22 protein-coding genes are annotated in these 24,144 nt (G+C 62.5%); 12 read left to right on the top strand and 10 right to left on the bottom strand.

From position 1 onward, the window contains the following. Nucleotides 1–100 precede the first annotated feature (100 nt). Genes QN222_RS03765 through QN222_RS03750 form a run of 4 tightly spaced genes read right to left on the bottom strand, consistent with a single transcriptional unit; the run spans nucleotide 101 to nucleotide 2,725 of the window. Entirely contained in the window at nucleotides 101–751 is a 651-nt protein-coding gene (locus QN222_RS03765; RefSeq protein WP_283963317.1) for a CDP-alcohol phosphatidyltransferase family protein, read from the bottom strand. Then, a complete protein-coding gene (locus tag QN222_RS03760; RefSeq protein WP_283963316.1) occupies nucleotides 748–1,137 on the bottom strand; it encodes a hypothetical protein in 390 nt (129 codons plus the stop codon). Before QN222_RS03760 ends, QN222_RS03765 begins: the two co-directional genes overlap by 4 nt. Next, entirely contained in the window at nucleotides 1,134–2,084 is a 951-nt protein-coding gene (locus QN222_RS03755; RefSeq protein ID WP_283963315.1) for a phosphatidate cytidylyltransferase, read from the bottom strand. Before QN222_RS03755 ends, QN222_RS03760 begins: the two co-directional genes overlap by 4 nt. Further along, a complete protein-coding gene (locus QN222_RS03750) occupies nucleotides 2,081–2,725 on the bottom strand; it encodes a lysophospholipid acyltransferase family protein (RefSeq protein WP_283963314.1) in 645 nt (214 codons plus the stop codon). Before QN222_RS03750 ends, QN222_RS03755 begins: the two co-directional genes overlap by 4 nt. A gap of 237 nt (nucleotides 2,726–2,962) precedes the next feature. Here QN222_RS03750 and QN222_RS03745 point away from each other — a divergent pair, with 237 nt between their 5' ends. The 8 genes from QN222_RS03745 (at nucleotide 2,963) to QN222_RS03710 (ending at nucleotide 11,790) form a co-directional block, all read left to right on the top strand. After that, on the top strand, nucleotides 2,963–4,153 hold the full coding sequence (locus QN222_RS03745) for an ABC transporter substrate-binding protein (protein ID WP_283963313.1): 1,191 nt from the start codon (nucleotides 2,963–2,965) through the stop codon (nucleotides 4,151–4,153). Between the two features lie 197 nt (nucleotides 4,154–4,350). Beyond that, nucleotides 4,351–4,926: an S-(hydroxymethyl)glutathione synthase gene (gfa, locus tag QN222_RS03740; protein WP_283963312.1), complete on the top strand. Its 576-nt coding sequence runs from the start codon at nucleotides 4,351–4,353 to the stop codon at nucleotides 4,924–4,926. Between the two features lie 97 nt (nucleotides 4,927–5,023). Further along, complete coding sequence (locus QN222_RS03735) at nucleotides 5,024–5,803, top strand: SDR family oxidoreductase (protein WP_283963311.1); 780 nt, start codon at nucleotides 5,024–5,026, stop codon at nucleotides 5,801–5,803. A 78-nt stretch (nucleotides 5,804–5,881) separates the two neighbouring features. Further along, nucleotides 5,882–6,802, top strand: a complete 921-nt coding sequence (locus tag QN222_RS03730; protein ID WP_283963310.1) for a 2-dehydropantoate 2-reductase — start codon at nucleotides 5,882–5,884, stop codon at nucleotides 6,800–6,802. A gap of 189 nt (nucleotides 6,803–6,991) precedes the next feature. After that, nucleotides 6,992–7,696: a hypothetical protein gene (locus QN222_RS03725; protein ID WP_283963309.1), complete on the top strand. Its 705-nt coding sequence runs from the start codon at nucleotides 6,992–6,994 to the stop codon at nucleotides 7,694–7,696. Nucleotides 7,697–8,094: 398 nt separating this feature from the next. Continuing rightward, nucleotides 8,095–9,201: an endonuclease/exonuclease/phosphatase family protein gene (locus tag QN222_RS03720; protein WP_283963308.1), complete on the top strand. Its 1,107-nt coding sequence runs from the start codon at nucleotides 8,095–8,097 to the stop codon at nucleotides 9,199–9,201. A 2-nt stretch (nucleotides 9,202–9,203) separates the two neighbouring features. Beyond that, nucleotides 9,204–9,938 (top strand): NUDIX hydrolase, encoded by a 735-nt coding sequence (locus QN222_RS03715; protein WP_283963307.1) that lies wholly within the window; start codon nucleotides 9,204–9,206, stop codon nucleotides 9,936–9,938. A 118-nt stretch (nucleotides 9,939–10,056) separates the two neighbouring features. After that, nucleotides 10,057–11,790, top strand: a complete 1,734-nt coding sequence (locus QN222_RS03710) for an adenylate/guanylate cyclase domain-containing protein (RefSeq protein WP_284005230.1) — start codon at nucleotides 10,057–10,059, stop codon at nucleotides 11,788–11,790. A 74-nt stretch (nucleotides 11,791–11,864) separates the two neighbouring features. Here QN222_RS03710 and QN222_RS03705 read toward each other — a convergent pair whose 3' ends face one another. The 3 genes from QN222_RS03705 to QN222_RS03695 form a co-directional block, all read right to left on the bottom strand. Next, complete coding sequence (locus QN222_RS03705; RefSeq protein WP_283963305.1) at nucleotides 11,865–12,467, bottom strand: sulfotransferase family protein; 603 nt, start codon at nucleotides 12,465–12,467, stop codon at nucleotides 11,865–11,867. Between the two features lie 172 nt (nucleotides 12,468–12,639). Beyond that, nucleotides 12,640–13,959 carry a glucoamylase family protein gene (locus QN222_RS03700; RefSeq protein ID WP_283963304.1) on the bottom strand — a complete coding sequence of 440 codons (1,320 nt, stop codon included), beginning with the start codon at nucleotides 13,957–13,959 and terminating at the stop codon, nucleotides 12,640–12,642. 30 nt (nucleotides 13,960–13,989) lie between these two features. Beyond that, nucleotides 13,990–16,431: a phosphoketolase family protein gene (locus QN222_RS03695; protein WP_283963303.1), complete on the bottom strand. Its 2,442-nt coding sequence runs from the start codon at nucleotides 16,429–16,431 to the stop codon at nucleotides 13,990–13,992. 456 nt (nucleotides 16,432–16,887) lie between these two features. On the opposite strand from QN222_RS03695, the gene QN222_RS03690 reads away from it, so the two are divergent. Together QN222_RS03690 and QN222_RS03685 are read left to right on the top strand one after the other, a co-directional pair. Then, nucleotides 16,888–17,283 (top strand): Ohr family peroxiredoxin, encoded by a 396-nt coding sequence (locus tag QN222_RS03690; RefSeq protein WP_180938211.1) that lies wholly within the window; start codon nucleotides 16,888–16,890, stop codon nucleotides 17,281–17,283. A gap of 176 nt (nucleotides 17,284–17,459) precedes the next feature. Next, nucleotides 17,460–18,488, top strand: coding sequence for a DUF3095 family protein (locus QN222_RS03685; protein ID WP_283963302.1), 1,029 nt, complete (start codon nucleotides 17,460–17,462; stop codon nucleotides 18,486–18,488). 235 nt (nucleotides 18,489–18,723) lie between these two features. Here the strand turns inward: QN222_RS03685 and QN222_RS03680 are convergent, their stop codons facing one another. The 3 genes from QN222_RS03680 to QN222_RS03670 form a co-directional block, all read right to left on the bottom strand. Further along, the gene (locus QN222_RS03680) at nucleotides 18,724–19,968 is read right to left on the bottom strand and encodes a tetratricopeptide repeat protein (protein ID WP_283963301.1); all 1,245 of its coding nucleotides are present in this window, start codon (nucleotides 19,966–19,968) and stop codon (nucleotides 18,724–18,726) included. Between the two features lie 376 nt (nucleotides 19,969–20,344). Then, nucleotides 20,345–21,295 (bottom strand): NAD(P)/FAD-dependent oxidoreductase, encoded by a 951-nt coding sequence (locus QN222_RS03675; RefSeq protein WP_283963300.1) that lies wholly within the window; start codon nucleotides 21,293–21,295, stop codon nucleotides 20,345–20,347. Nucleotides 21,296–21,412: 117 nt separating this feature from the next. Then, entirely contained in the window at nucleotides 21,413–22,345 is a 933-nt protein-coding gene (locus QN222_RS03670; RefSeq protein ID WP_283963299.1) for a LysR family transcriptional regulator, read from the bottom strand. A gap of 114 nt (nucleotides 22,346–22,459) precedes the next feature. Here QN222_RS03670 and QN222_RS03665 point away from each other — a divergent pair, with 114 nt between their 5' ends. Then, complete coding sequence (locus QN222_RS03665; RefSeq protein ID WP_283963298.1) at nucleotides 22,460–23,362, top strand: arginase family protein; 903 nt, start codon at nucleotides 22,460–22,462, stop codon at nucleotides 23,360–23,362. Nucleotides 23,363–23,524: 162 nt separating this feature from the next. Beyond that, complete coding sequence (locus QN222_RS03660; RefSeq protein WP_283963297.1) at nucleotides 23,525–24,100, top strand: TetR/AcrR family transcriptional regulator; 576 nt, start codon at nucleotides 23,525–23,527, stop codon at nucleotides 24,098–24,100. Nucleotides 24,101–24,144: the final 44 nt, after the last annotated feature.

The following is a 24,144-nucleotide window of genomic DNA, read 5'->3' as shown; positions in this document are numbered from 1 at the left end:
GGAGGTTCCCGGGCGCTGCCGCCTGCACCGTAGCGGCTGCGCAAGACAACCAGCTATATCGAAGCCAATCTTTCGTCGCAGCTCGCCGGCAGTGGCAGGATCAGTGTTTGCCCGGCTCTTTCAGCCGCCGCACCAATGTCTGTCCGCGGCGGAACGCCGTCAGCGCCGCGCCGAGTGCGACAACCCAGAGGCCGATCGCCAGCACCTCGTTATGGCCTTGCCATACGGGCTCCAGGATGGAGATGGCCGCGGCGGCGGTGACCGTCGCCATGCGGTGCTGCTTGGCCATCGGCCCGGAAAAATCGCTCGGGTTTCCGGTGGCGCGGCCAAGCTCGCGGATATAGGCGGTGAGCACGGCGAAGGCGGCGGCCGCCCAGCCGAGGCCGGGTGCGCCGATGCCGTAGCCGAGCCCCGCGAATATCAGGATGTCGGCGACACGATCGGGAAACTCGTTCCAGAAGGGGCCATCCGGCTCGCCCTTGCCGCCCTCGACGGCGACCATGCCGTCGAAGAGGTTGCAGAGCAGCCGGAGCTGGCAGAACAGGGCTGCTAGAAGCAGGCAGACGATCCGCGTCGCGCCCATGCTCTGACCCGCCAGGAGGAACGCCCCGCCGGCGAGAGCGGCCGCCACCATGCTCGCCTGCGAGATCTGATTGGGCGTGATCGCCCGCGCCGCCATCCATCGGGCGATCGTGCCAGCCCAGCGCGTGTTGCGGCTTGCAAGCGGCCGCCGGTCGCCTGTCTCGGTCATGGTTCGCCTCTCTTCCTGGAGATCGAATACGCATAGGTCCACCCGTAGGTCGTCGAGACCAGCAGCGGAACCGCGACGGTTTTCAGTATTTCGGGCGTTCTACCAAGGGCGTGGAGCGTTACCAGCAGGCTTGCCGAGCCGAGGCAGGCGATCAGCGGCGGCGCCCAGAAACGCGAAGGCCCGCCGAAGCGCCTCGATAGCCCGTCGATCACGGACTTGAGGAAAAGCGTGAGGCCGGCCGACAAAGCGCCTTGCAGAAAGCCCGAGATAAGCGGCTGTGGCATGGGATGGCCGCTGTTGGCGAAGACCGCCCAGCCGCCCATGGCCAGAAAGGCGAAGAGCACGTGCACCATGCTGCTTCTCGCCCAGCGGCTCAACACCCTCATGAGAGGGACCACCAGTAGCGCACGACGTGGAAGAAGATCGGCGCGGAGAAGACGACGGAATCCAGCCTGTCGATCAGCCCGCCATGACCCTCGATGAGCTGGCCCCAGTCCTTGACGCCGCGGTCGCGCTTGATCGCCGACATCACCAGCCCTCCGAGAAAGCCCATGAGGGTGATGATGAACGACAGGAGGCCCGCCTGTACCGGCGTGAACGGCGTGATCCACCAGAGGGCCGCCCCGATCAGCGTGGCGCTGGCAACGCCGCCGACAAAGCCCTCGACCGTCTTCGACGGCGAGAGATTCGGCGCGATCTTGGTGCGGCCGAAGAGCTTGCCCCAGACATATTGCAGCACGTCGCTCAGTTGCACGACGATCACCAGGAAGGCGATCAGCAGCACGTTGCGCCCTTCGTAGCCGGGTATGTCGAGGGTCAGCAACGCCGGCACGTGCGAGACGCAGAAGACGCAGATCATCAGGGCCCATTGCACTTCGGCGACGCGAAGCAGGAAACGCTCCGTATCGCCCCGCAGCACCGAAACGATCGGCATCAGCAGGAAGGCATAGACGGGGATGAAGATCGAGAAAATGCCGTATTCCTCGGCCCAGAGCAGGTAATACTGGATCGGCAGGACCAGGAAGAAGGCCGAGGCGAGTGCCCAGTGGTCGGCGCGCCGGGTGTAGATCAGCGTGATGAATTCCCTGAGCGCCGCAAAGGAGCAGAAGGCGAAGAGGAAGAGAACGCCGACGCGGCCGGCGATGAAGGCGAGGCCGATCAGGATGACCATCGCCCACCAGGCGCGGATGCGGGCATTGAGGTTTTCGACCGCCGCGTTCGGTCCGTCGGTCGCGAGACGCCGCTCGAGCAGGCAGCCGACCGCGGAGGCGACGATCAGCACGCCGAAGATGCCGAGGACGAGGGTGACGAGATCGGAGCTTGCCGCAGTCATTCGCCGCTCCCTGCCGGTTTCGGAGCAAGCGCCAGGAGGGCGGCACGCATCCGTTCGAGAAATGCTTCCTTGTCTTCGCCGGGTGCGACGCGGAGCGTGTTGCCGAAGGTGACGGTGCAGATCAGCGGGATCGGCACGATCTCGCCCTTCGGCATGACGCGGTTCAAATTGTTGATCCATACCGGCACGAGATCGACCTCCGGGCGCTGATCGACCAGATGGAAAATGCCGCTCTTGAAGGGGAGCAGCCTTTCCTCGGTCTGATTGCGCGTGCCCTCGGGAAAGAGGATCAGCGACGAGCCGTCATCGATTGCCGAGACCATCAGGGCGACCGGATCCTGCGTCCGCTTCTCCCGCTCACGCTCGATCAGCACTGCATTGAAGACGTCGCGCCCGATGAAGGCGTTGGTATGCGATTTCAGCCAGTATTCGGCGCCTGCCACCGGGCGGGTCCGGTGCCTGAGCCTCGGCGGCAGCACGGCCCAGACAAGGACGAAATCGCCGTGGCTCGAATGATTGGCAAAATAGACGCAAGGCTTGGCCGGCAATCCTTCTTCCGGCCAGATGGCGCGAACCGCGGTTATCGCGCGGGCAAACAGAACGAAGGCAGCCGCAGCGACCTTCGCAACCAAAGCCTTCATCCGGATTTCACCCCCCGTCAGCCCCATGACGCATGCAGCAATTCAAAGTGCTACAGCGACCGTTGCGCGTCCGGTTGGACGCGCGGCGCTGTAACGCAAACTGTAGCACGGCCGTTGCTGCAGGGAAGATGCCTTGTTTGGTGCGAAGCGGACGATGCGACGAGCGCTTTCTGAGGCTTTTAGAAGGTGCTAAAATTCTTCCAGCCGCTGTCCATAAGCTCGGGGGAGGGACGGGCCGTGAGACGAAGGTGGTATGCGATAATCCTGGCGGCGGCTGCGGCGCGTGCCTTTGTGGCATTCGCCCCGACGGCGTCCGCTGACGCTATGGATGAACTGGTGGCGGCCGCCAAAAAAGAAGGGCAGCTCACCGTCATCGCGCTGCCGCGCGACTGGTGCGAATACGGCGACATCATCGATGGCTTTGCCGCGAAATACGGGCTGAGCGTCAACGAGCTCCAGCCCGACGCTCCGTCCGCCAAGGAGATCGAGGCCATCACGACGCAGCCGGGCAAGGCCGGCGCGGAGATGCCGGACGTGATCGATATCGGTCTCGCCTTCGCCCCGGCGGCGAAGAGCGAGGGTCTGCTGCAGCCCTACAAGGTCTCTACCTGGGACACGATCCCGGAGGCCGCCAAGGACGCGGACGGGTACTGGTACGGCGATTACTACGGTGTGCTCGCTTTCGAGGTGAACGCGAACCTGGTCGCCAAGCTGCCCAAGGACTGGTCCGACCTTCTCGCCCCCGAATACAGGAACGCTGTCGGCCTCGCCGGCGATATTTTCTCGAACCAGGCGATCCAGGGCGTGTTCGCCGCGGGTCTTTCGGCCGCGAACGGGAATAGGGAGGAAGCCGCCAATCAGGGGCTCAAGTTCTTCGCTAATCTCCACGGCAAGGGCAATTTCGTTCCGATCGTCGGCGATTACCGCTCGCTGGCCGACGGCCGTACGCCGATCCTCATCCGATGGGACTATCTGGCGCGCGGCGACCGCGACCGCCTTGCGGGGAAAACCAAGGTCGAAATCGTCAAGCCGAAGACCGGCGCCGTCGCGGGTATCTACGTGCAGGCGATCAGCGCCCGGGCTCTGCACCCGCATGCGGCGCGGCTGTGGATGGAATATCTCTACTCGGACGAGGCGCAGCTCGCCTTCCTGAAGGGCCATTGTTCGCCGATCCGCCTTGCGGACCTCGTGCGCAACGAAAAGGTACCGGCCGAACTGCGCAACCGCCTGCCGCCGTTCGAGGGCGGTGTGGGCTATGCCGATCCTGCCTTTCCAAGTGCCGAAGAGCAAAAAAGGGCGAGGCAGATCATCATGGACGGCTGGGATAGTGTCGTGGGCACGAAGATCGAATGCCGCCAGCCCGAGGAGAGTTTCGGGCCGATGTCCTCCAACGACAGCAGGCTTTGCCCGGCGCCGGTTCCCCAATAGACGCAAGCGTCGTGTGCGGGGTGCAATCCTCGCGGTTACCACGGCGAGCCCTCCGGATTGCCACGCGTCGCCTGCGCTCCCGGAGACAATCTTGCAGATGCGGTGGTATATTCCAGAAGGGGAGAATGAAACATGAGGTTGCCGCCGGCACGGGGGGCGTCCGGCGAGACAATCATCGTGATCTAAGGGAGGAAAACATGGAAATTCCCGTTGCACTGCACCCTTATCTCGACGCCGGCATGGCCAAGGGGAGCGCCACCTTCAGCGGCGGGACGCTGGTCTGCGCCTGCAAGGACCGTCCCGTCAGGGTCCGCGTCAACGGCGGGATCGCCCACAATCACGCCTGCGGCTGCACCAAGTGCTGGAAGCCGAAGGGGGCGGCCTTCTCGATCGTTGCGGTTGCACCGCATGACAGCATCACCGTCGCCGAAAACGGCGACAAGCTCGAAATCGTCGATCCGAGCGCGCTTATCCGGCGGCACGCCTGCAAGGAATGCGGCGTGCACATGTACGGACCGGTGGAGCGCGAGCACCCGTTCCAGGGTCTCGACTTCATTCATCCCGAACGTTTCGAGGAGAGCGGCTGGCCGGAACCGGGCTTTGCCGCCTTCGTTTCCTCGATCATCGAAAGCGGCGTCGATCCCGCGAAGATGAACGGCGTGCGCAATCACTTGAGGCGGATCGGGCTGGAGCCCTATGACTGCCTGTCGCCCGAGCTGATGGACTACGTCGCCACCTGGGTGGCGAAGAAGAGCGGCGCGCTGAAACAGTGAGCGATGTTGTGGGCGGGATCACAGCCGATTTCGACCGGCGCTGGAGTTTCTCCGCTTCGCTCCATTCATTGCCCGCGAATTGCTGGAGGAGGGCACCGTGGGAAACGAACTCAAGCATGCGCCGGATTTCAGCCTTGCCGGCAAGGTGACTTTCGTGACGGGCGCTTCGCGCGGGATCGGCCGCGCCTGCGCGCTCGCCTGTGCGGCCGCGGGCTCGGACATCGTGCTCGGCCTGCGCGACAGCGCGGCGTCCGCGGAACTGATCGGCGAGATCCGGGAGATGGGACGGAAAGTCCTTCCCGTGCGGCTCGATCTTTCGAAACGCGCCGACATCGACGCCTCGGTCGCCGAAGCGATCGCGATGTTCGAGCGGATCGACGTGCTCGTCAACAATGTCGGCGTCGCGCCCGGCAACCTGGCGGAGGACGTCGTCGAGGCCGATCTCGACGAGATCCTGAACGTCAACGTCAAGGGCACCTTCCTGATGACCCAGGCGGTCGGCCGGCAGATGATCGCCCAGAAGGCCGGCCGCATCATCAGCATCAGCTCACAGGCGGGCACGGTGACGCTGCGCGGCGAGGCGATCTATTGCACGAGCAAGGCGGCGATCAACCATCTCTCCCGCTGCCTCGCCGCCGAATGGGCGCGCCACGGCATCACCGTCAACACCGTCGCCCCGACCTTCATCTGGACCGACGGGACGAAGCCGGCGCTCTCGGACAAGGACTTCTACCAGCGGACGCTCGGCCATATTCCACTCGGCCGGATCGGCGACACGGACGACGTCGTCGGCGCCGTCGTCTTCCTGGCTTCGCCGGCCGCTTCGCTGATCACAGGGCTTAATCTCCTTGTCGATGGTGGCTGGTCCGTCGCTTGAGGAGAGGCATAATTTGACCGTGCCGCCGAAAGGCGAAACTGATATCTTGCGCGAAGAAGAGCGCGGGGAGGGAAAGCCATGCGGATCGCGGTGATGGGCTCGGGCGGCATTGGGGGCTATATCGGCCTGCGGCTTCAAAAAGCGGGCGAGGACGTCACTTTCATCGCGCGCGGCGAGCATCTTTACGCGATGCGCAGCCGGGGGCTCAGGCTCGAAAGCCCGCTCGGCAATGTCAGCCTGCCGAGCGTCAACGCCACTGACGATCCCGCCGAGGTCGGCGTCGTCGACCTCGTGATCTTCGCGGTCAAGCTCTACGACAGCGAGCAAGCGGCGGCCGCGATCGTCCCCATGATCGGGCCGAAGACGATCGTCCTGACGCTGCAGAACGGCGTCGACGGGGTCGATATCCTCGCGCGCTCGGTGCCGCGCTCGCAGGTCGTCGGCGGCGCCATCTATATTTCCACCTATCTGGAAGAGCCGGGCCTGATAAAGCAGACAAGCGGGATGACACAGATGACGGTCGGCGGGCGCAGCGACCTGATGATCGCCGCCTTCCGCGACGCCTGCGCGCGTGCCGAAGGAATCTCCCTCCAGGTGGTCGACGATGTCGAGCCGGTGCTGTGGATGAAGTTCGTGACCCTTGCCGCCTTTGCCGGCGGCACCAGCCTGATGCGCTCCGGCATCGGCGCGATCGTCGCCGACCCGGAGGGCCGGAAATTCTTGGAGCAACTGCGCGACGAGGGCATGGCGATCGCCGCGGCCAAGGGCCACCCGATGCCGGAGGGTTACGTGCAGCAGACGACGTCGTTGTGGCAGATGTTGCCGCCGGAAACGCAGTCCTCCATGGCCAGTGACCTTCAGCGCGGCAAGCGGATCGAGCTCGAATGGCTGTCGGGCCGGATGCACGCGCTTGGTCAGGAACTCGGCGTGCCGACTCCGGCGCATACGGCGGTTTACCGGGCGCTCCATCTTTACGCGAATGGCGCGCCGGCGCGGTAAGGAGCCCCCTTTTCGGTTCAAGTGGGGCCGTAGCGATGGGGCGGCGGAGCCTCGATTGCGCTTCAATCTTTGTTAACCAAAGCAATCTAGGGTTGCTCCACTGCAACCATGCCTGCGTGAACGCCGGTTTCGTAGAGTGGGAATCGCCCGCATGAGCGCGGACTGGTCCCCTACAACAGGGAACAGGCAATGACCTCAGTATCATCCGTCTCCGACAACACCGCGGCCCTCCTGATTTTACAGCAAAGCAGAGTTGCGGATGACAAGCCGCCGAGCGCGGCCGATCCGCTGCTGGAGGCGGCTAACAAGGTGTCGAGCGAGCCGAGCGCCGCTCAGACGCAAGCAGTCGCAGCCGTCAACAGCGCGCTGCTGGATCTCGCAGAGAAGCAGGATTCCCTCGTCTCGATCGCGATGAAATTCATCGACTCCGAGAAGTTCAAGTCCAGCGATCCAAATATCAAGGAGACGCTGAAGAAGGTGATCGAGTCCAATCGCGAGGCCTTTGCCGCGAGGATCATGGATCAGCAGGCGAACCAGCCGGGAATGCCGCTGGAAGAAGCGATTGCCAACGCGATCACCATGACGATCAGGAGCAATCGCGACCGCTTTGCGGAAGGTGAGATCTTCGTCGGCTACAAGATTTTCGATAGCAAGATCCTGCACAACATCGCCGATATCACCGGTTACAGTTCGTCCCGCTACCTCGAGGAGGATCTGGAAGAGGCGGAGGATGCTTACGAGCAGGCTGTTCGTGGACTGGCAGAGGCGGAAGGTGATCAGCTGCAATGGGCGACGCGGGATCACGAGGTCGCGTCGCGTTACTATGAAGAGGCGCAGGACGCGCTGATGGAATGGAATTCGACCTGGCTCAAGAAGTTCGGCTGGCTCGATTAGGATACACTGCGAGCGAGGGCTCTACAGCGCCGCGCGTCCAATCGGACGCCACAGTACACGACAGTAGTTCAATTGGCTTGGCGGACGCTTTTTTCGCCCTCATTCCTGTGCTTGTCACAGGAATCCAGCAGCGTCGCGTCTGCGGCGCGGAAGAGTCTTTTCAGCCCAAGGACTTGGGCTGGCTGGCAACTGTGACAAGCACAGGAATGAGGGCAGGAGGAGATGCGTTACCGTACCGCAACCAACGAGGTAGAAGCTGGCTACTGTCGTGTACAGTGATCGGACGCACAAAGGTCGCTGTAGCACTTTGAATTGCTGCATGATTTTGTCCTTAAATCGATTCCGATTTAAAGAATCATGCAGTAAGCTCCGCGGCAATTTCACACCGGAATTGCCTGATGTCGCTTCGCCTTGCCACCTTCAATATCGAAAACCTCATGAGCCGCTTCGATTTTTCCGGCTTTCGCAACCAGTTGAAGCAGGATCGGGTGCTGAGGCTGTTCGACGTCAGGAGCGAGGCGGAATATCAGCGGCTGGAGGAGGCGCGCACGATCGCGCATACGGACGACACGCGGCAGATGTCGGCGCTGGCGATCGCCGACTGCGATGCGGATATCCTCTGCCTGCAGGAGGCCGACAACATGGCGGCGCTGCAGGCCTTCGAATACGGCTATCTCTTCCGCATGGTCGGCAACGGCTACCGGCAGAAATACCTGATCGAGGGTAATGACTCGCGCGGCATCGACGTTGCCGTGCTGATGCGCGAGGAGACGCGCGACGGGCAGCCGATCGAGTGCCTCGACGTCAAGAGCCATGCGGGGCTCACCTATGCCGATCTCGACCTGTTCAACGACGAGCTGGCGCAAACCAACCGGCCGGGCGACCGCATCTTCAAGCGCGACTGCCTGGAGGTGGACCTGAGGATCGGCGGCCGGCCGCTGACGCTCTATGTCGTGCACTTCAAGTCGATGGGGCCGGCGCGCGAGGGGCTCGACGGCCGGCAGGCGACGATGCCGCTCCGCGTTGCCGAGGCCAAGGCCGTGCGCCACATCATCGAAAGCCGCTTCGGGCGGGGCCGCACTGCCGACAAGATGTTCGCGATCTGCGGCGACATGAACGACTATCAGGAGAAGGTGGAGATCCGTGGCGACCGACGCGACGGCTACGAATTCGTGCCGAGCGAGGAGACAGAGAGTGCGCTCGACATCCTCTCGTTCGACGGCTTTGTCGAAAACCCGATGCTGCGCCGGCCGGTACTCGACCGCTGGACGCTGTTCCACAGCCGTGGGCCGGCGGAGCGGCACCTCTGCCAGCTCGACTACATCTGGCTGTCGCCCGCGCTCGCCAGCCGCAACGCGAGCCGGGCGCCGGAGATCATTCGCGCCGGCCAGCCGTTCCGAACGATCTTTCCGGAAGGGCAGGAGGTGGAACGCTACCCGCGCACCGGTTGGGACCGGCCGAAGGCCTCCGACCATTGCCCGGTCGCGATGACACTGGATATCTGACCATGAGCCTTGTTCAAAGTAACCGCGCCGAATGGCCCGCCGAGGGCACGATCTTCCCGATCTCGGCAGTCCGGATCGATGTTTCCCCCGAGCAACATCCCTACCATGTGACCGAGGCGGAGCGCGCGCGGGAAAGCTGGCAGCACGAGATTGCCGCCAACCCGCACCTCTTCGACGGCAGGATGGTGCTGCAGCGGGCGATCCGCATCGAGGACGGGCGGATTGCCGCGACCGGCCATGTCGTTCCGTATTCCACCTTTCTCTGGTGGCGAAGGAGCCGCAGCCCCGGGGCCCTGCACATCTTCGGCATGCCGCTCATCCTTTCCTCGGACGGTGCGATGATCGCCATTCGCATGGGCAGCCATACGGCCAATCCGGGGCGCGTCTACAGCCCCGGTGGCTCCTTGGAGCCCGAGGATATCATCGACGGGCGCTGCGACCTCGACGGCAACATTGCGCGCGAGGTGCGGGAGGAGACCGGCATCCAGCTCTCCGACGCAACAGCGGAGCCCGGCTACCAGGCGGTGCACATGAACGGCACCCTCACGGTTTTCCGCATCCACCGGCTGGCGGCGACGGCCGACGAAATCGTGGCGAAGGTGGCCGAGCATGTCGCGACCGACCCGCATCCGGAAATCGACGAGGCGGTGGCGATCCGCGGGCCGGATCCCGAGGCGCACAACTATCCGGACTTCATCCCGCCGATCCTTGAATGGCTCTTTGCGAAGACGCGGTAGGCACGCAGCGCGCCGTACGCGGAAGCAATCGGCTCAGCACCTTCGGTCCCCGCTCCGTTACCTCTTCCGGCGTCCGTGAGGACGGGCTAAGGTGTCACGTGCTGCGTGTGGAGGCGGGATGGTGGACGAGCGCGTCGAACGGCGAGTTGCGGTCATTATGGCTACCGATATCGTCGGCTACTCCCGCCTGATGGAGGCCGACGAAACCGCCACGATCGAGGCCGTGAAGCGGTTGCAGGCTTCCATTCTCTCGCCGAACATCGCCGCACGCGGCGGCCGCGTCGTGAAGCTGATGGGCGACGGATCACTCGTCGTCTTCAGCTCGGCCGTCGAGGCGGTGGACTGTGCGATATCGCTTCAGGAAGAACTGGTGTCGGATCAGAAGGACGTCGTGCTCGACGATCGCCTCCTTTTCAGGATCGGGATCAACCTTGCCGATGTCGTCATCGAGGGGGACGACCTGTTCGGCGACGGCGTCAATGTCGCCGCCCGCCTGGAGGCCTCCGCAGAGCCGGGCGGCATCTGCATCGCCGATATCGTTCACCGGCAACTCGGCGTAAGGTGCCGTTCGGATTTCCGGGACGGCGGCGAGATAGCGCTGAAGAACATTGTGCGGCCCGTCCACGTCTGGCACTGGGGGCACGCGCCGATGGCCGGGCCATCGACGTCATCGCCGGCGGCGAGAACGTCGATCGCGGTCCTGCCGTTCGAGAACCTGAGCGGCTCGCCGGACCAGGATTTCTTCAGCGACGGCATTACCGAGGATATCATCGGCGGCCTTGCCCGGTTTCGTTCGCTCTCCGTCATCGCTGCCAGTTCTTCCTTCAGTTTTCGCGGCAAGGAGGTGGGGCTCAGGGAGATCGGCATCAGGCTCGGCGTCACCTATCTGGTCGAAGGCAGCGTTCGACGGTCTGGCGAACGGATCCGCATCACGGCGCAGCTTGTCGAGGCAGCCAGCGCGAAGCATCTGTGGTCTGAACACTACGACCGCAGCGTCACCGATATTTTCGCGGTCCAGGACGAGGTGACGAGGATGATCGTCTCGACCCTCGTCGGGCAGATCGAGAGTGCCGATGTCCGACAGGCGCTGCGCAAGCCGACGAGGAGCCTTGCGGCCTACGAATTCTTCCTGCGCGGCGTCGTGCACATCCGTGGTTATGGCGCCGACGACAACCGGCAGGCCCACATGATGTTCGAGGCGGCCCTTGAGCGTGACCCGCAATTTGCGCTCGCCCACGCTTATCTGGCGCTGAGCACGATCGCGCTTCACGGCTACGCCAACGCGCCACCCGACATTCTCGATGCTGCGCTCGCGCTCGCGCGAAAGGCGGTGCTGCTCGACGAGGGCGAGAGCGGCTGCGAGCGCCTGCTGGGGCTCATTCACACGAACCGTCGAGAGTTCGATCTGGCGGAACGGCACTATCGCCGCGCCTATCAACTCAATCCCAATGATGCGAACACACTGGTGCAGATGGGCGGGCTGCTCGCGCGGCGCGGCAAGATCGAGGAGGCGATGCGATGGATCGACGAGGGATTCCGGCTCAATCCGTTCCCGCCGCCATGGTACAGCGCTACCCTTGGCAACGCCCTCTACATTCTCGGGCGATACGACGAAGCGGCGGCAGCGCTCAAGGAACTGCCCAATCCCGGCCCCTTCACCTGTGCACGGCTGGTCGCCTGCTACGCGCAGTCCGGGAACGCGGCCGCGACCGACGCGGCGAAGGCGCGCCTTCTAAAGCTGTGCCCGGACTTTTCGACTGAGGACTTCATCATGCGCGGTCTGCTCCTGGAGCGGCCCGAGCAGCGCGAAGTGTTCCGCGAGGGACTGCTGAAGGCGGGCCTGCCGGAGTGAGCCTCGTTGGCAATTGCTGGAGGTGCAGCGGAACACCGGCCGCCCAAGGCAATTGCACCTGTCTCCGGTGCACTTCATCGCGCCAACTGCGAGCGGAACTCCGAAGTCGAATTGCTGTGCGGAAAGGGTTGGGAGGGAACCGGCACTTCGAGAAAGGAACAAAGCGGCTCCCAACCGTCGGAAACCTCGTAGGTGAGAAGGCGCCCCGCGGGCAGCGCTTTTCTCACCGCCGCATTATGAGCCTGGTAAACGGAGATTGCGTGACTGCGGTCGGCGATGTGCCCGCCGAAAACGGTCTGTCCAACCACCGCCACTCCGAAGGAGGCCGGGTCGTTCGTAGCCGGATCCGACATGGGCCCGATCGTCTGCATGACGCTCCTGTGCCAGGCTTCGGGGTCGCGAACGGTGAGTATGAACTTCGCATCGGGATAATAGGCGCTGAGTTCGCGCCAGAAATGTGCTGTCGGCCAGTCAACCGCCGAACGATAGCCCGCATAGGCCTCGTCCCAGTCTGGCAACTGACCCTTGCCGGCGGCGCGCCATAGCGCTTTCTGCTCGGGGCTGCGGCCGACCTCGCTCATGTGGTGACATGGCCCGAACCCGATCTGCTCCAGCGCCAGCTTGAGCGAATGCGTGCCGGTGCGGCCAAAGCCGGCCCCGATGATGTCCAAAGCCATGAAAGCCCCCTCCCGGCACGCTTCGGTTGGTCCTTGGCGCCCGAAGGTTGCCGAATATCTAATATACCAATCTTCGGTCGGTCCGCCTATGGCAAGGTTCGCTTCAGGGACCCGCTCGCAGGTGGTGGCAAACTGCGAAGTAAAAGATTCAAGCCGGCAACCCCGCAGGCCCTCAGAGCCAGCCGCCGGTAAATCCCGCCCGGCGCAGTCCGGCGACGATCGGATGGCAGTGGCGCATGATGTTCCAGAGGAGACCGGTGCGGTAGTTTTCGATCATCAGCACGACCGGGCCCTGGTCTATGCCGAAGTGGTAAGGGCTTACCCACCAGCCCGGGTCGCTGTCTTCGACTGCAAAAGTCCGGTTGAAGGATGGCTTGAAGCCGTAGAGGCGGGTCATTCCCAACGGCATTCTCGCAAAATTCCAGACGGTCGGAATGACGATCTCAGGAGCGAAGGGCAGGGACGCCACGACTACCCAGGGCGAGACGGTGCCGTCGTCCGGTCCGAAGGGGGCGCCGCGGGCGATATAGTCGTAGAACTCCCTTTCCCCGCCATCGACATTTCTCTTGATCCAGCCGGGGCCGTCGCTTGCGGTGAAGCCCCAGCAGTGCTCGCCGTAGCCCTCAAAGTTCAGCGGGTTGCGGATGGCGTACTCGCGCTGGACATAGGTCGCGTGGCGGCTGTTCTGAAAGTAGTCGCTGTCGTGATGGCGCATGAATTCGTCGCGGATGCCGCGGAAGTCGATCCACATGTGCGAGAGCTGGTGGGTGAAGAGCGGTCCCGAATAGAGCAGCTCGCGCCCATAGATGTTTCGCCATTCGTAGCTTTCCGTATAGGCAGCGTAGGCTTCGGGCGGCAGCGGATGCGTCGGCGATCCCAATCCGAGGATGTAGAGCAGCAGGCCCTCGTCGTAACCGCGCCAGCGATAGGGGATGAACCCGCTCTCCGGCCGCCATCCATGAGTCAAGGTAAGCCCGTGGTCGCAGGCCCAGTTCCAGTCGGCCCGTTCGTAGAGGGTGTTGGCAAGCCACTGGACCTCGACCTCGTCGGCGCTGTCCCCGTCGAAATAGGCGGCTACCGTCAGGGCTCCAGCGAAGAGGAAGGCCGAATCGATCGTCGACAGCTCGCACTGCCAGACCCGGCGGCCGGTCTCGATGTCGAGGAAATGATAGAAGAAGCCCTTGTAGCCCGACGCGTCGGGCTCCGGTCCCTGGGGGCATGCCAGCAGGAACGCCAGCTTCTTGCGGGCGAGCTTGGCCGCGAACTTGCGGATCAGGACGCCGCGCTCGACGACCACGGGAAGCGTCGCCAGCGCCATGCCGATCGCCGCGATGCTCGCCGGCGCGTCGGGCGCGGTCTTGTCGCGAACGAGGCCGTTATCCGGGTTGGTGGAGTGGAGGTAATAGAGGAGCGAAGTGAACTGCAGCCGACCGAGGTCCTGCTCGGTCGGCATGCTCTGCAGCTTGGGGGCGATCGAGAGCATTCGTGACATATTGCTGGTCCGCTACGGCAACAGTATCGCTCAGACGTTGTCTCCCTCGGTCGATGTCCTCGGGCGGGCCGGCGGGGTGCTCTTCGCGCCCCACTTCCACCCGCTGATCTGGGGCATGTCGTCGCCGTACTTTTCGATATGCTCGCGATGCTCGATCAGCTTCGCGTGGATCGCCTGCTTGAAATAGGCAGCACGGGCACCGAGTTGCGGCAGCCGGTCGATGACGTCCTCGACGAGGTGGAAGCGATCGAGCTCGTTCAGCACCACCATGTCGAACGGGGTCGTCGTCGTGCCTTCTTCCTTGTAGCCGCGCACGTGAAGATTGTCATGGTTCGTTCTGCGATAGGTGAGCCGATGGATCAACCACGGATAGCCGTGGAAGGCGAAGATGATCGGCTTGTCCCGGGTGAAAAGCCCGTCGAAATCGCGGTCCGACAGCCCATGCGGATGCTCTTTCTCCGGCTGCAGCTTCATCAGGTTCACGACATTGACGACCCTGACCTTCAATTCGGGCAGATGCTCGCGGAGCAGCTGCACCGCCGCCAGCGTTTCGAGCGTCGGAACGTCGCCGCAGCAGGCCATGACGACATCGGGCTCGCTGCCCTGGTCGCTGCTCGCCCAGTCCCAGATGCTGACGCCCATGGCGCAGTGCCGCACGGCCTCCGACATGGTCAGCCATTGCGGCGCCGGCTGCTTGCCGGCGACGACCACGTTGACGTAGTCGCGGCTGCGCAGGCAGTGGTCCGTCACGCAGAGCAGGGTGTTTGCATCCGGCGGCAGGTAGACGCGGATCACGTCCGCCTTCTTGTTGACGACGTGGTCGATGAAGCCGGGGTCTTGATGGCTGAAGCCGTTGTGGTCCTGCCGCCAGACATGGGAGCTCAGGAAGTAGTTCAGGGAGCCGATGGGTCTGCGCCACGGGATCTCGTTGCACACCTTCAGCCACTTGGCGTGCTGGTTGAACATCGAGTCGATGATGTGGATGAAGGCCTCGTAGCAGGAGAAGAAGCCGTGGCGGCCGGTGAGCAGATAGCCTTCCAGCCATCCCTGGCATTGGTGCTCGCTCAGCACTTCCATGACACGGCCGTCCGGCGAGAGATGGTCGTCCTCCGGATAGATGTCCGCCATGTAGCAGCGGTTGGTCACCTGCAGCACATCCTGCCAGCGATTGGAGTTGTTCTCGTCCGGGCTGAACAGGCGGAAGTTCCTGGCTTCCATGTTGAGCTTCATCACGTCGCGCAGGAACGTGCCCATCACGCGGGCGGATTCGGCCACCGTCGCCCCGTGGCCGGAAAACTCGACGGCATAGTCGCGGAAATCCGGCATTTTCAGATCACGCAGCAGCAGTCCGCCGTTGGCGTGCGGATTGTCGCTCATGCGGCGACGGCCGGCCGGGGCGAGCGATGCGATCTCGGCCTTGAACCGGCCGGCGTCGTCGAAAAGCTCCTCGGGCCGATAGCTCTTCATCCATTGTTCGAGGATGCGGAGATGCTCCGGCTTGTCCATCTCGCCCATGGGCACCTGATGCGACCGCCAGTAGTCCTCGCATTTCTTGCCGTCAATCTCCGGCGGGCATGTCCAGCCCTTTGGCGTCCGGAAGACGATCATCGGCCATGCCGGACGCTTGAGATTGCCGTTGGTTCGCGCATCGGCCCAGATTTTCCGGATCTCGGCGGTGGCGGTGTCGAGCACGCCGGCCAGTTGCCGGTGCACGTCCTCCGGGTCGCGTCCTTCGACGAAATAGGGCTTGTAGCCCATGCCCTCGAAGAACTTTTGCAACTCCTCCTTTGGGATGCGGGCGAGGAAGCAGGGGTTGGCGATCTTGTAGCCGTTCAGGTGGAGGATCGGCAGCACGCAGCCGTCGCGGGCCGGATTGAGGAATTTGTTGCCCTGCCATCCGGTAGCGAGCGGCCCGGTTTCGGCTTCCCCGTCGCCGACGACGCAGGCGACGATCAGGTCGGGATTGTCGAACGCGGCGCCATAGGCATGGCTCAACGCATATCCGAGCTCGCCGCCCTCGTGGATGCTGCCGGGCGTCTCAGGCGCGACATGGCTCGGTATGCCGCCGGGGAAGCTGAACTGCTTGAACAGCCGCTTCAAACCCTCCGCATCCTGGCTGATATTGGGATAGACCTCGCTGTAGGTGCCTTCGAGGTAAGCATGAGCGACGAGTGACGGCCCGCCATGGCCGGGGCCGATGATGTAGATCATGTTGAGGTCGTCGCGCTTGATCACCCGGTTCAGGTGCACATAGAGCATGTTGAGGCCGGGGGAGGTTCCCCAATGGCCGAGCAACCGCGGCTTGATGTGCTCGCGCTTCAGCGGCTCTTTGAGGAGCGGATTGTCGAGCAGGTATATCTGGCCGACCGAGAGATAGTTGGAAGCTCGCCAGTAAGCATCGATGAGATGCAACTCATCAGGCGAGAGCGGGGTCTCCGTTCGGATTTCTTGTGCGGTCTCAAGCGTAGACATCTAACCCTCCTGAGCGAAAGTCGGAATGTGACAGTGCTACGATTTACGGGATGCGGACGTCGAAACTCACAACGCGCGGCAGCGGCATATCCTCCATATCCGCTGCGGGCCCCTACAGCGCCGCGCGCCTTATCAGACGCGCAAGGGACGCTGTAGCACGTTGAATTGCTGCATGTTTTTATCCTTAATTCAGTTCCGATCTAAGGAAATATGCAGCAGCTGTAATGCCTTCGGAATGGGCAGAGCCAATTTCGCACAAAATGCGCTCCGGGCACAGAAGAAATCCGAACGGGCCTTGCACGCCTGGGGGCTGGTGCGTAGCCCGCGATGCTATTCAATAAATAAATCGTATCCGAGTAAATCGAAACCGCTTGACACGGGCATTCCTCTCACGTATTTACAGCGCATCCGATTGAAGCGGATCCGATTTAACGTGGATAGAGAAAGGATTTCCCAATGACCGAGAAGCTTATTTTCACCGGCAAGACCCACAACACCAGTGGCCGCAATGGCGGCACACGAAGCAGCGACGGCAAGCTTGACCTGAAGCTGTCGCAGCCGCATCCCGCCGCCGAGCAGCTGTTCGGCGCCGCCTGGTCGGCCTGTTACATGGGAGCGATCGAGCTCGCCGCCTCGCAGAGAAACGTCAAGCTACCGGCGGGTCCCGAGGTCGATGCCGAGATCGATCTGAATGTCGACGACGGCTCCTACTTCCTGCGGGCACGTCTCAACGTCAGCCTGCCGGGTATCGATCGCGAGTTGGGTGAGGAGTTGCTCGCGGCGGCGCATGGGATCTGCCCGTACTCCAAGGCGACGCACGGCAACATCGACGTGACCACCAGCCTCATCTGAACGGGATCGGTCGGGTGTGCCTCTCAAGCAATTCCAGGAAAAGTGTGTAGCGGTTTTCCGTCCGGAATTGCGTGAGTTCAAAGAATAGAGCGGTTCGCTGGTTCAACGAAGCAGCGAACCGCTCGCGTAGGCGGACCCGACGCCTTGCTGATACGACCACAAGGGAAAAACACGCAATGACCGACAGCCGCGCAGAGCCACCGCAATCCTATCGCGAGTTTTCGCTTGTGCTCGATCCGTCGATCTACGAGCCGCTGCCCGATGATTGGCTGGTCGGGATAACAGATGTTGTCGGCTCGACGTCGGCGATCCGATCGGGCCGCTATGAGGACGTCAACTACGCCGGCGCGTCGATCATTGCCGCACTCGGCAACGCCTGGGGCGCCTTCGATTTCCCCTTCGTGTTTCGTGGCGACGGCGCTGCATTTGCCTTGCCGCCAGAAGGCTTCATGGTCGCCACGTCGGCATTGCGACAGGTCGCGGACTTTGCCAGAGCCAATCTTGGTCTCAATCTTCGAATTGGCTTGCTGCCGGTCAGCGAAATCCGCGCCGGCGGGCGCGACGTGCGTGTCGCCCGATATGCCGCCTCGGAAAAAGCCACCTATGCGATGTTTTCGGGTGGCGGGCTCAAATGGGCGGAAGAGCAGATCAAGAACGGGCGCTATCTGGTCAAGCCGGGCCGGTACACGACGAAGCCGGACCTGACCGGACTCATGTGCGAATGGACTCCGTTCGCGAGCCAGCAGGGCGAGATCCTGTCGCTGCTGGTCGAACCTTATGAGCATACGGGCCCCGACGTCTTTGCTGCGCTTGCGCGGCGCATGCTTGCGGTTTTCGACGACGCATCGCATCCGGTGCCCAAGGACATGGGCGTTCCCAAGGACAAAACGACCTATGTCGATCCGAAACAATGGTCGGAGGTTGCCTCCAACTCGGACTTCCGCAAATACGACGATTGCTTGCGCCTGACGCTCGACTGCACGGCCGAACAGATCGATGCGGTCGAGGCCATCCTTGCCGCGGCGAAGGCGCGCGGCGAGGTCAACTTCGGACTGCATCGCCAGTCCCACGCGCTGATGACCTGCCTCGTGCCGTCCGGCCGGCCGGATTCGCACCTGCACTTCCTCGACGGCATGGACGGCGGCTACGCCAAGGCGGCCGAGATGATGGAGGCAGGCGAGCTTGCCGCGGCGTTGTCGTGGTAGGTGAAGCCATGGGCGAGCGAGCCGAATTGGGAGGAGATCGCCCCGCTCGGTAGCATGCCGCTCGCGTCCGGAATCGGGTGGGAACGGCCAAGCGGCGTGGTTCCCCCGAACGGCTTAATGGCGCCCCGGTACCGGACATGCTAAAGCGCGTCGCGTTCAAACGTATTCACGCGACGCGCTTCAGATCTTTGTTTTTGAGCATGCCGTTGCCCCAACACACTTTGGGCGACATGCATTAATGCTTCAGCCTCGAGCCCTTGCAGTCGTGCTCACATGATCGGGTGTGCAGGTGCGCCCAGGCGCCGCTGGGAAGAGAAGGCTCGAGCAACCACGGCGCAAGTGGCTGGAAGCGCGCCGAAGGCACGGCGACCGGAACCGAGTAGCCGAACAGCAGGCCGGTCGGCTCGAACGAAATCCGCTGCTGTTGCACCTCTTCCTGCTCCTCCATGCCGCAGACGGGTTCCAGCCGGCGCAGGACCTCGCGTGCTTTCAGCTTGCAGCGAATGTGGTCCGAGTCGTCGGACGCGACCTCGTCGAAACTGAGAAAGGCTGCGATGGCGGCATCCCTGCGGCCGGCGGCAAGACGCGTGACCGCGAGCTTGTAGCGCAGGATGCCCCGATGGGGGTGCCGCCCAACGAGCTTCTCGAAGGTTTTACTTGCCTCGCCATAGGAGCCCTGCTCCATTTGCGTGTCGCCAAGCCGATGAAGGATTTCGTCGGCGTCGGGAAGCGCCGCCAACAGCCCGCGATAGAGATATTCCGCCTCGGCGTGGTCGCCCCTGTCGCTGCAGAGCTGCGCAAGTGCGTAGCGGGCTTGCACATGGCCGGGGATGGTACGGATCACTTGACGATATCCCGCTTCCGCCGCGTCGAGCTTGCCCTCGCCATGCAGCGCCATCGCCCGCTCGAACACGAAGCCGACGCTGCGGCGGTTCAGCCTGTCATGCAGGTTTCGGCCCGTCCGGGTTCTGATAAGCACGCTGTGAACCGGATCCTTGTCGATCTCGCCCCTCGCTCGATCCTCGGAGCTTCGGGCAAGCGGCCCGTCGGGAAACGCCTGCAGCAAGTGTTCGAGCCTGGCGGAAGAGGGCTCGCAACGCTCGAACCGCATGCTCGTCCAACTTTCGCTCATGAGGAAGCCGGCGAAGGCATCTGCCGCCTCGTTCTCCAGGCCGGGCATGCAGAGGAAGCCACTCTCGGCGCTGTCGCGATTGCCGATTATCAGAAGCTGGTCCGAGAAAAGCCCCGTGTCGTTATCCTGGAGAGTCGTAACCTCCAGCGGCAGAAAAGCGTCGTAGCGCTGGTCAGTCTGCTCCTGCCCGAAGGCCAGAATGAACCATTGCTCCCGGCAGGACAAGTATTCGTTCAGCCGGGCCCAGGAGAGTAAGGGATGAAATTCTGGATCTGAAAGATATACCCTGTTCCAATTTTCCCGAATTTTCTCAAATTCTTTAGCATAGCCAATAACATCTATTATCATTTTCGCCTCTCTGAGGCGGTACTCGCGATACCGACCAATAAAAAATGTTGATCTAATATGATAAAGCTAAAATAAAAAATCTGAGGCCCAACGGCCATCAATGTGCATGCAGTGTAGAGCGAAGCGCCCGATACCGGTGCGTCTCGTGATTGATTTTATCAGGCTGGAGCGCGGGATGCGAGCGGAAAAACAACGTGCGGTTTTCTCGCCTTCCCAAACGACGCAGGCGATACGCGAAATCAGGCGACGGTTTCGAAAACGGATTCTTGCCGTCCGCGTCTAATGCATGTCGCGCCCAAAGTGGAAAGCCTGGGGAGTGGCTGCTCATGGTCTTCGGCCGTCGTGTGAAAGACGTGAGACAAGCGGCTGTCGGTTCTCATGGCACGCTTTGTGAAATGTCAGCTGAATCGGCGTCCTTCTGATTGGCCGTTCGCCGCTCTATTTCTCTCTCCAGCAGATACATGACGATATGCGGGCCAACATTTGTGCCGGCAGCCGATGCGTGAGCGAGATGGGCGGCGGGATCGACAGCGTTCCCGACGGCAAAGATCCCCGGTCTGCTTGTCCGTCCAGCGCCGTCGACCCGCGCCAATCCCATTTCGTCGACATCGCACAAGCTCGCGGCGAGATCGGACGCCGCTACCATGTCAGCGGCAATCCAGGCGGCGTCGCAAGCGATCGATTTGCCCTTGCGTGTCATGAGCGCTTCAAGCCGCTCGCCGCTGTGACTCAGTCCCGTCACCTCGTCGACGATCACATCGATATCCAGAAGCCGCAGGCGATCGAGCTCGGGGTCCGTGAACGCATGCTCCGAAACCAACGTCACATCGCGGGACCACATCCAAACCCATGATGCCAGGTGGAGCAGCCTTTTCGGCACTCCGAAGACCACGAAGCGTTTTCCTCGCACCTCATAGCCATCGAAGCATGGGCAGACGCGAAGATCTCGGCCCCAGGCCTTGGGCAATCCCGAAAGCGGAGGCAGCTTGTCGATCAGCCCGGTTGCAAGAACAACAGTGCGAGCAAACGTCACCGAATGGCCGTGATACACCGCGAAAAGTCCGTCGGCGCGTGGCGTCACGGACGCTACCCGCTCGCGTTTGATCTCGATTCCATATTTGTGAACCTCGGCGCGGGCTCGGGAAAGAAGTTCCTTGGGCGGCAACCCGTCGAAGCCGAGATATTCGCGGACTTCCTCAACGCTTTCGATTCGGGTTGTGCCTCCATCGAATACGATCGCCGACCGGCCCGCTCTGCCGAGGAACAAAGCGGCGCTCAGGCCTCCGACACCCGCGCCGACGATTGCCGCGTCCACAACAAGGTCCATACCACTCTCTCGATCAAAATTCCGTTCGCCCGCGAGCGTATAGCGCGTGCGAAGCTTTTTGCAACATCAATTGTTACAATTTGCTCCATGGCCCGCCGTGCCTTCGGGTAGGCGATATCAGGCAGTTAACCTGGCGGAGCTGGCTGCGGGAGACCTGCTCGTTTTTCCAAAGCGCTGTACGAGCCACTGGATGAAGACCTTCAGCCTGGTGCTCTGATGCCTGCCGGACGCATAAACGACATGGAAAGGCAGGGGCGGCTGGCTCCATTCGCTGAGGACCTCGACCAGTTGACCCGACTGCAGATAGGGCAGCAGGAACGGCCTCAGGTTTTGGCCTACGCCCATCCCGGCCAGCATCATTGCGATCTGGCCATTGTCTTCATTGGCCGAGAATTGCAGATCGCTGACGACGTATCTGCGGTCCGGCTTGGTGAAGACCAGAGGCTTCATCCTGCCGTCGGCGTGTGAGAAGAAGCCGACCTTGACGTGTTTTTTGTCGAGATCTTCCGGAGACGCGGGCACCCCCATCCGCTCCAGGTAGGCCGGCGACGCACATGTGGCGAACTCGGCATCGAACAGATGTCGTGCGACCAGTGACTCGTCGCCGATGTCGCCGGCCCGGATGGCGCAGTCGACGCCTTCGCCCATGATGTTCGCAGTTCGATTGCCAATGCCCAACGCGATCGAAATCTGCGGATATTGCCGATGGAAATCCGGGAGATGCGGTATCAGAACATTCTGCGCGAATGTCGGGTGAGATTCGATGCGAAGATGGCCCCTGGGCGTCACCTTCTTGCCGCGCACGGCGCTGTCGGCCTCGTCGACTTCCGCGACCAGACGCGCGGCATATCGGTAATATTCCTCGCCTTCCGGGGTCACCACGATGCTGCGCGTGGTCCTGTGCATCAGCTTGGTCCCGAGATGCTTTTCGAGATCCGTCACAAGTTTGCTGACGGTCGAGCGCGGTACCAGAAGCTGGTTGGCAGCGCCCCGGAAAGAGCCGGATTCAACGACCCGCACGAAGGCTCGCATCGCAAGCAACTGGTTCATCGTGTTTCTCCAGGTGGGGATTGTCCATGCTTGTGGACAGATATGTCACAGATGAGCCATTTTGTTTCCGATTTCAATCACCAGCTATTTCCTGCTCCCGACAGGGGAGTGTCGATGCTGACAGGAAAGAGTGAGACGATGACAATCGATCCGAAGAAGGTTCTGCGCCTGAACCTGCCTCAATGGCAGGGCGGCGACCACCCCGATTACAGAATAGGCGCGCGTGTTCTTGCGGCAATAGCCCCGGAACCGCTTGGACCGGAAGAAACGGTTGCGGTGCCCGAAGCTCATGACGATGTGCGGCCGGTCGATGAAGGCATCGTTTCCCGCCAACCGCTTCTGGATCTCGTTGCGGCGGCCACGTCGGCCATCCGCCGACACAGTCCCGATGCTGTCGTCACTCTCGGAGGCGACTGCCTCGTGAATCTCGCGCCGGTTGCCTATCTCAACGAGCGCTATGGCGACGATCTGGCGGTTCTGTGGGTGGATGCGCACCCCGACGTGATGGGGGCAGGGCAGTTCCGAAATGCCCATGCGCATGTGCTCGCCATGCTGATGGGGATAGGCGATCCCGATTTTGTGGCCGCCGTCCCGAAGCCGGCGCAAGCGCGCCAGATCCTCTATGTCGGTCTGACCGAGACCACGCCGTTCGAAACAGACTTCATTGCGAAGCATGGTGTGACGCGTCTCAGCCCGGAAGACCTGGCCGGCTCTCCGGAGCCCGTCCTTGACTGGCTGCGCGCTTCCGGTGCGAAGAAAGTCGCGGTGCATTTCGATCTGGATGTGCTCGATCCTACGCTCTACGACTTCCTTCTTTCCCAGGATCCCGCCGCCAAGCCGAATGCCTTTGACGGCATCGCCAAGGGCCGGATGCGCTTCGAGGAGGTCGCAAGGATTCTCAGGGCCGTGGATGCCGAAGCCGACGTCGTCGGGCTGGCGATCGCCGAATATATGCCGTGGAGTGCGATCCAACTGTCGAAGTCGCTGCAGACACTTCCGCTCTTGGGCAAACGATAGTTGGGGCAAGCGGTAGATCGCTGAGTTACAGGCGGGGTTGTGAATGCCCCGCCTCCTCGTTTCGCTCTCGTCCCCCCCGCGACACCGGCAAATTGCAATCCAACAGGCTTGACAGATCATCAAAATAGGTAGATCGGTCTACCTATTAACTGGAGAGACGACGTGACCGAGAAAACGCCAGCCAAGGAGCGCCTGCTGAATGCCGCGGCGGAGTTGTTCTACCGTGAGGGTGTCGGGGCGACGGGGATCGATGCGATCACCGCCCATGCGGGCGTCGCGAAAATGAGCCTCTACAACAATTTTTCGTCCAAGGCCGATCTCGTCAATGCGTATATGCAGCGACGTCTCGATGAGTGGCGGGACGTCTATCAGGAGCGGCTGAGGAATGCGACGACACCGCAGGAGCGTATCCTGGCGGTCTTCGACTCGTATGTGGACCACGCGGCGCTTGCCGATGAGTGGGGATTTCGGGGTTGCGGGCTTCTCAATGCCGCCGCGGAGCTTCCCGTGGGCGATCCCGGCCGGGCGGTGGTCGCCTTCCAGAAGGAAGAGGTGGAGCGGCTGTTTAAGGAACACCTCCTCGAGATGCGGCCGGGAGCCAGCGTCTCGATCGACGACACCGCCCAACATCTGTCCTTTCTACTCGAAGGCGCGATGTCGCGTGCCGGCCTCGACGGGCATGACGCACGGCTGAAGACGGCCCGCAAGATCGCCAACTCGATTTTGGAACGGCTCTGAGGGCGACGTTCTTCCCTTGCGCTCAGGTCTCCGAATTTCTCACA

Origin of the sequence: Sinorhizobium sp. 6-70 (assembly GCF_030124375.1) — a bacterium.
GTDB lineage: Bacteria > Pseudomonadota > Alphaproteobacteria > Rhizobiales > Rhizobiaceae > Sinorhizobium.
Note: the sequence above shows the minus strand (reverse complement) of the source record. Positions and strands in the feature narration are given on the sequence as shown.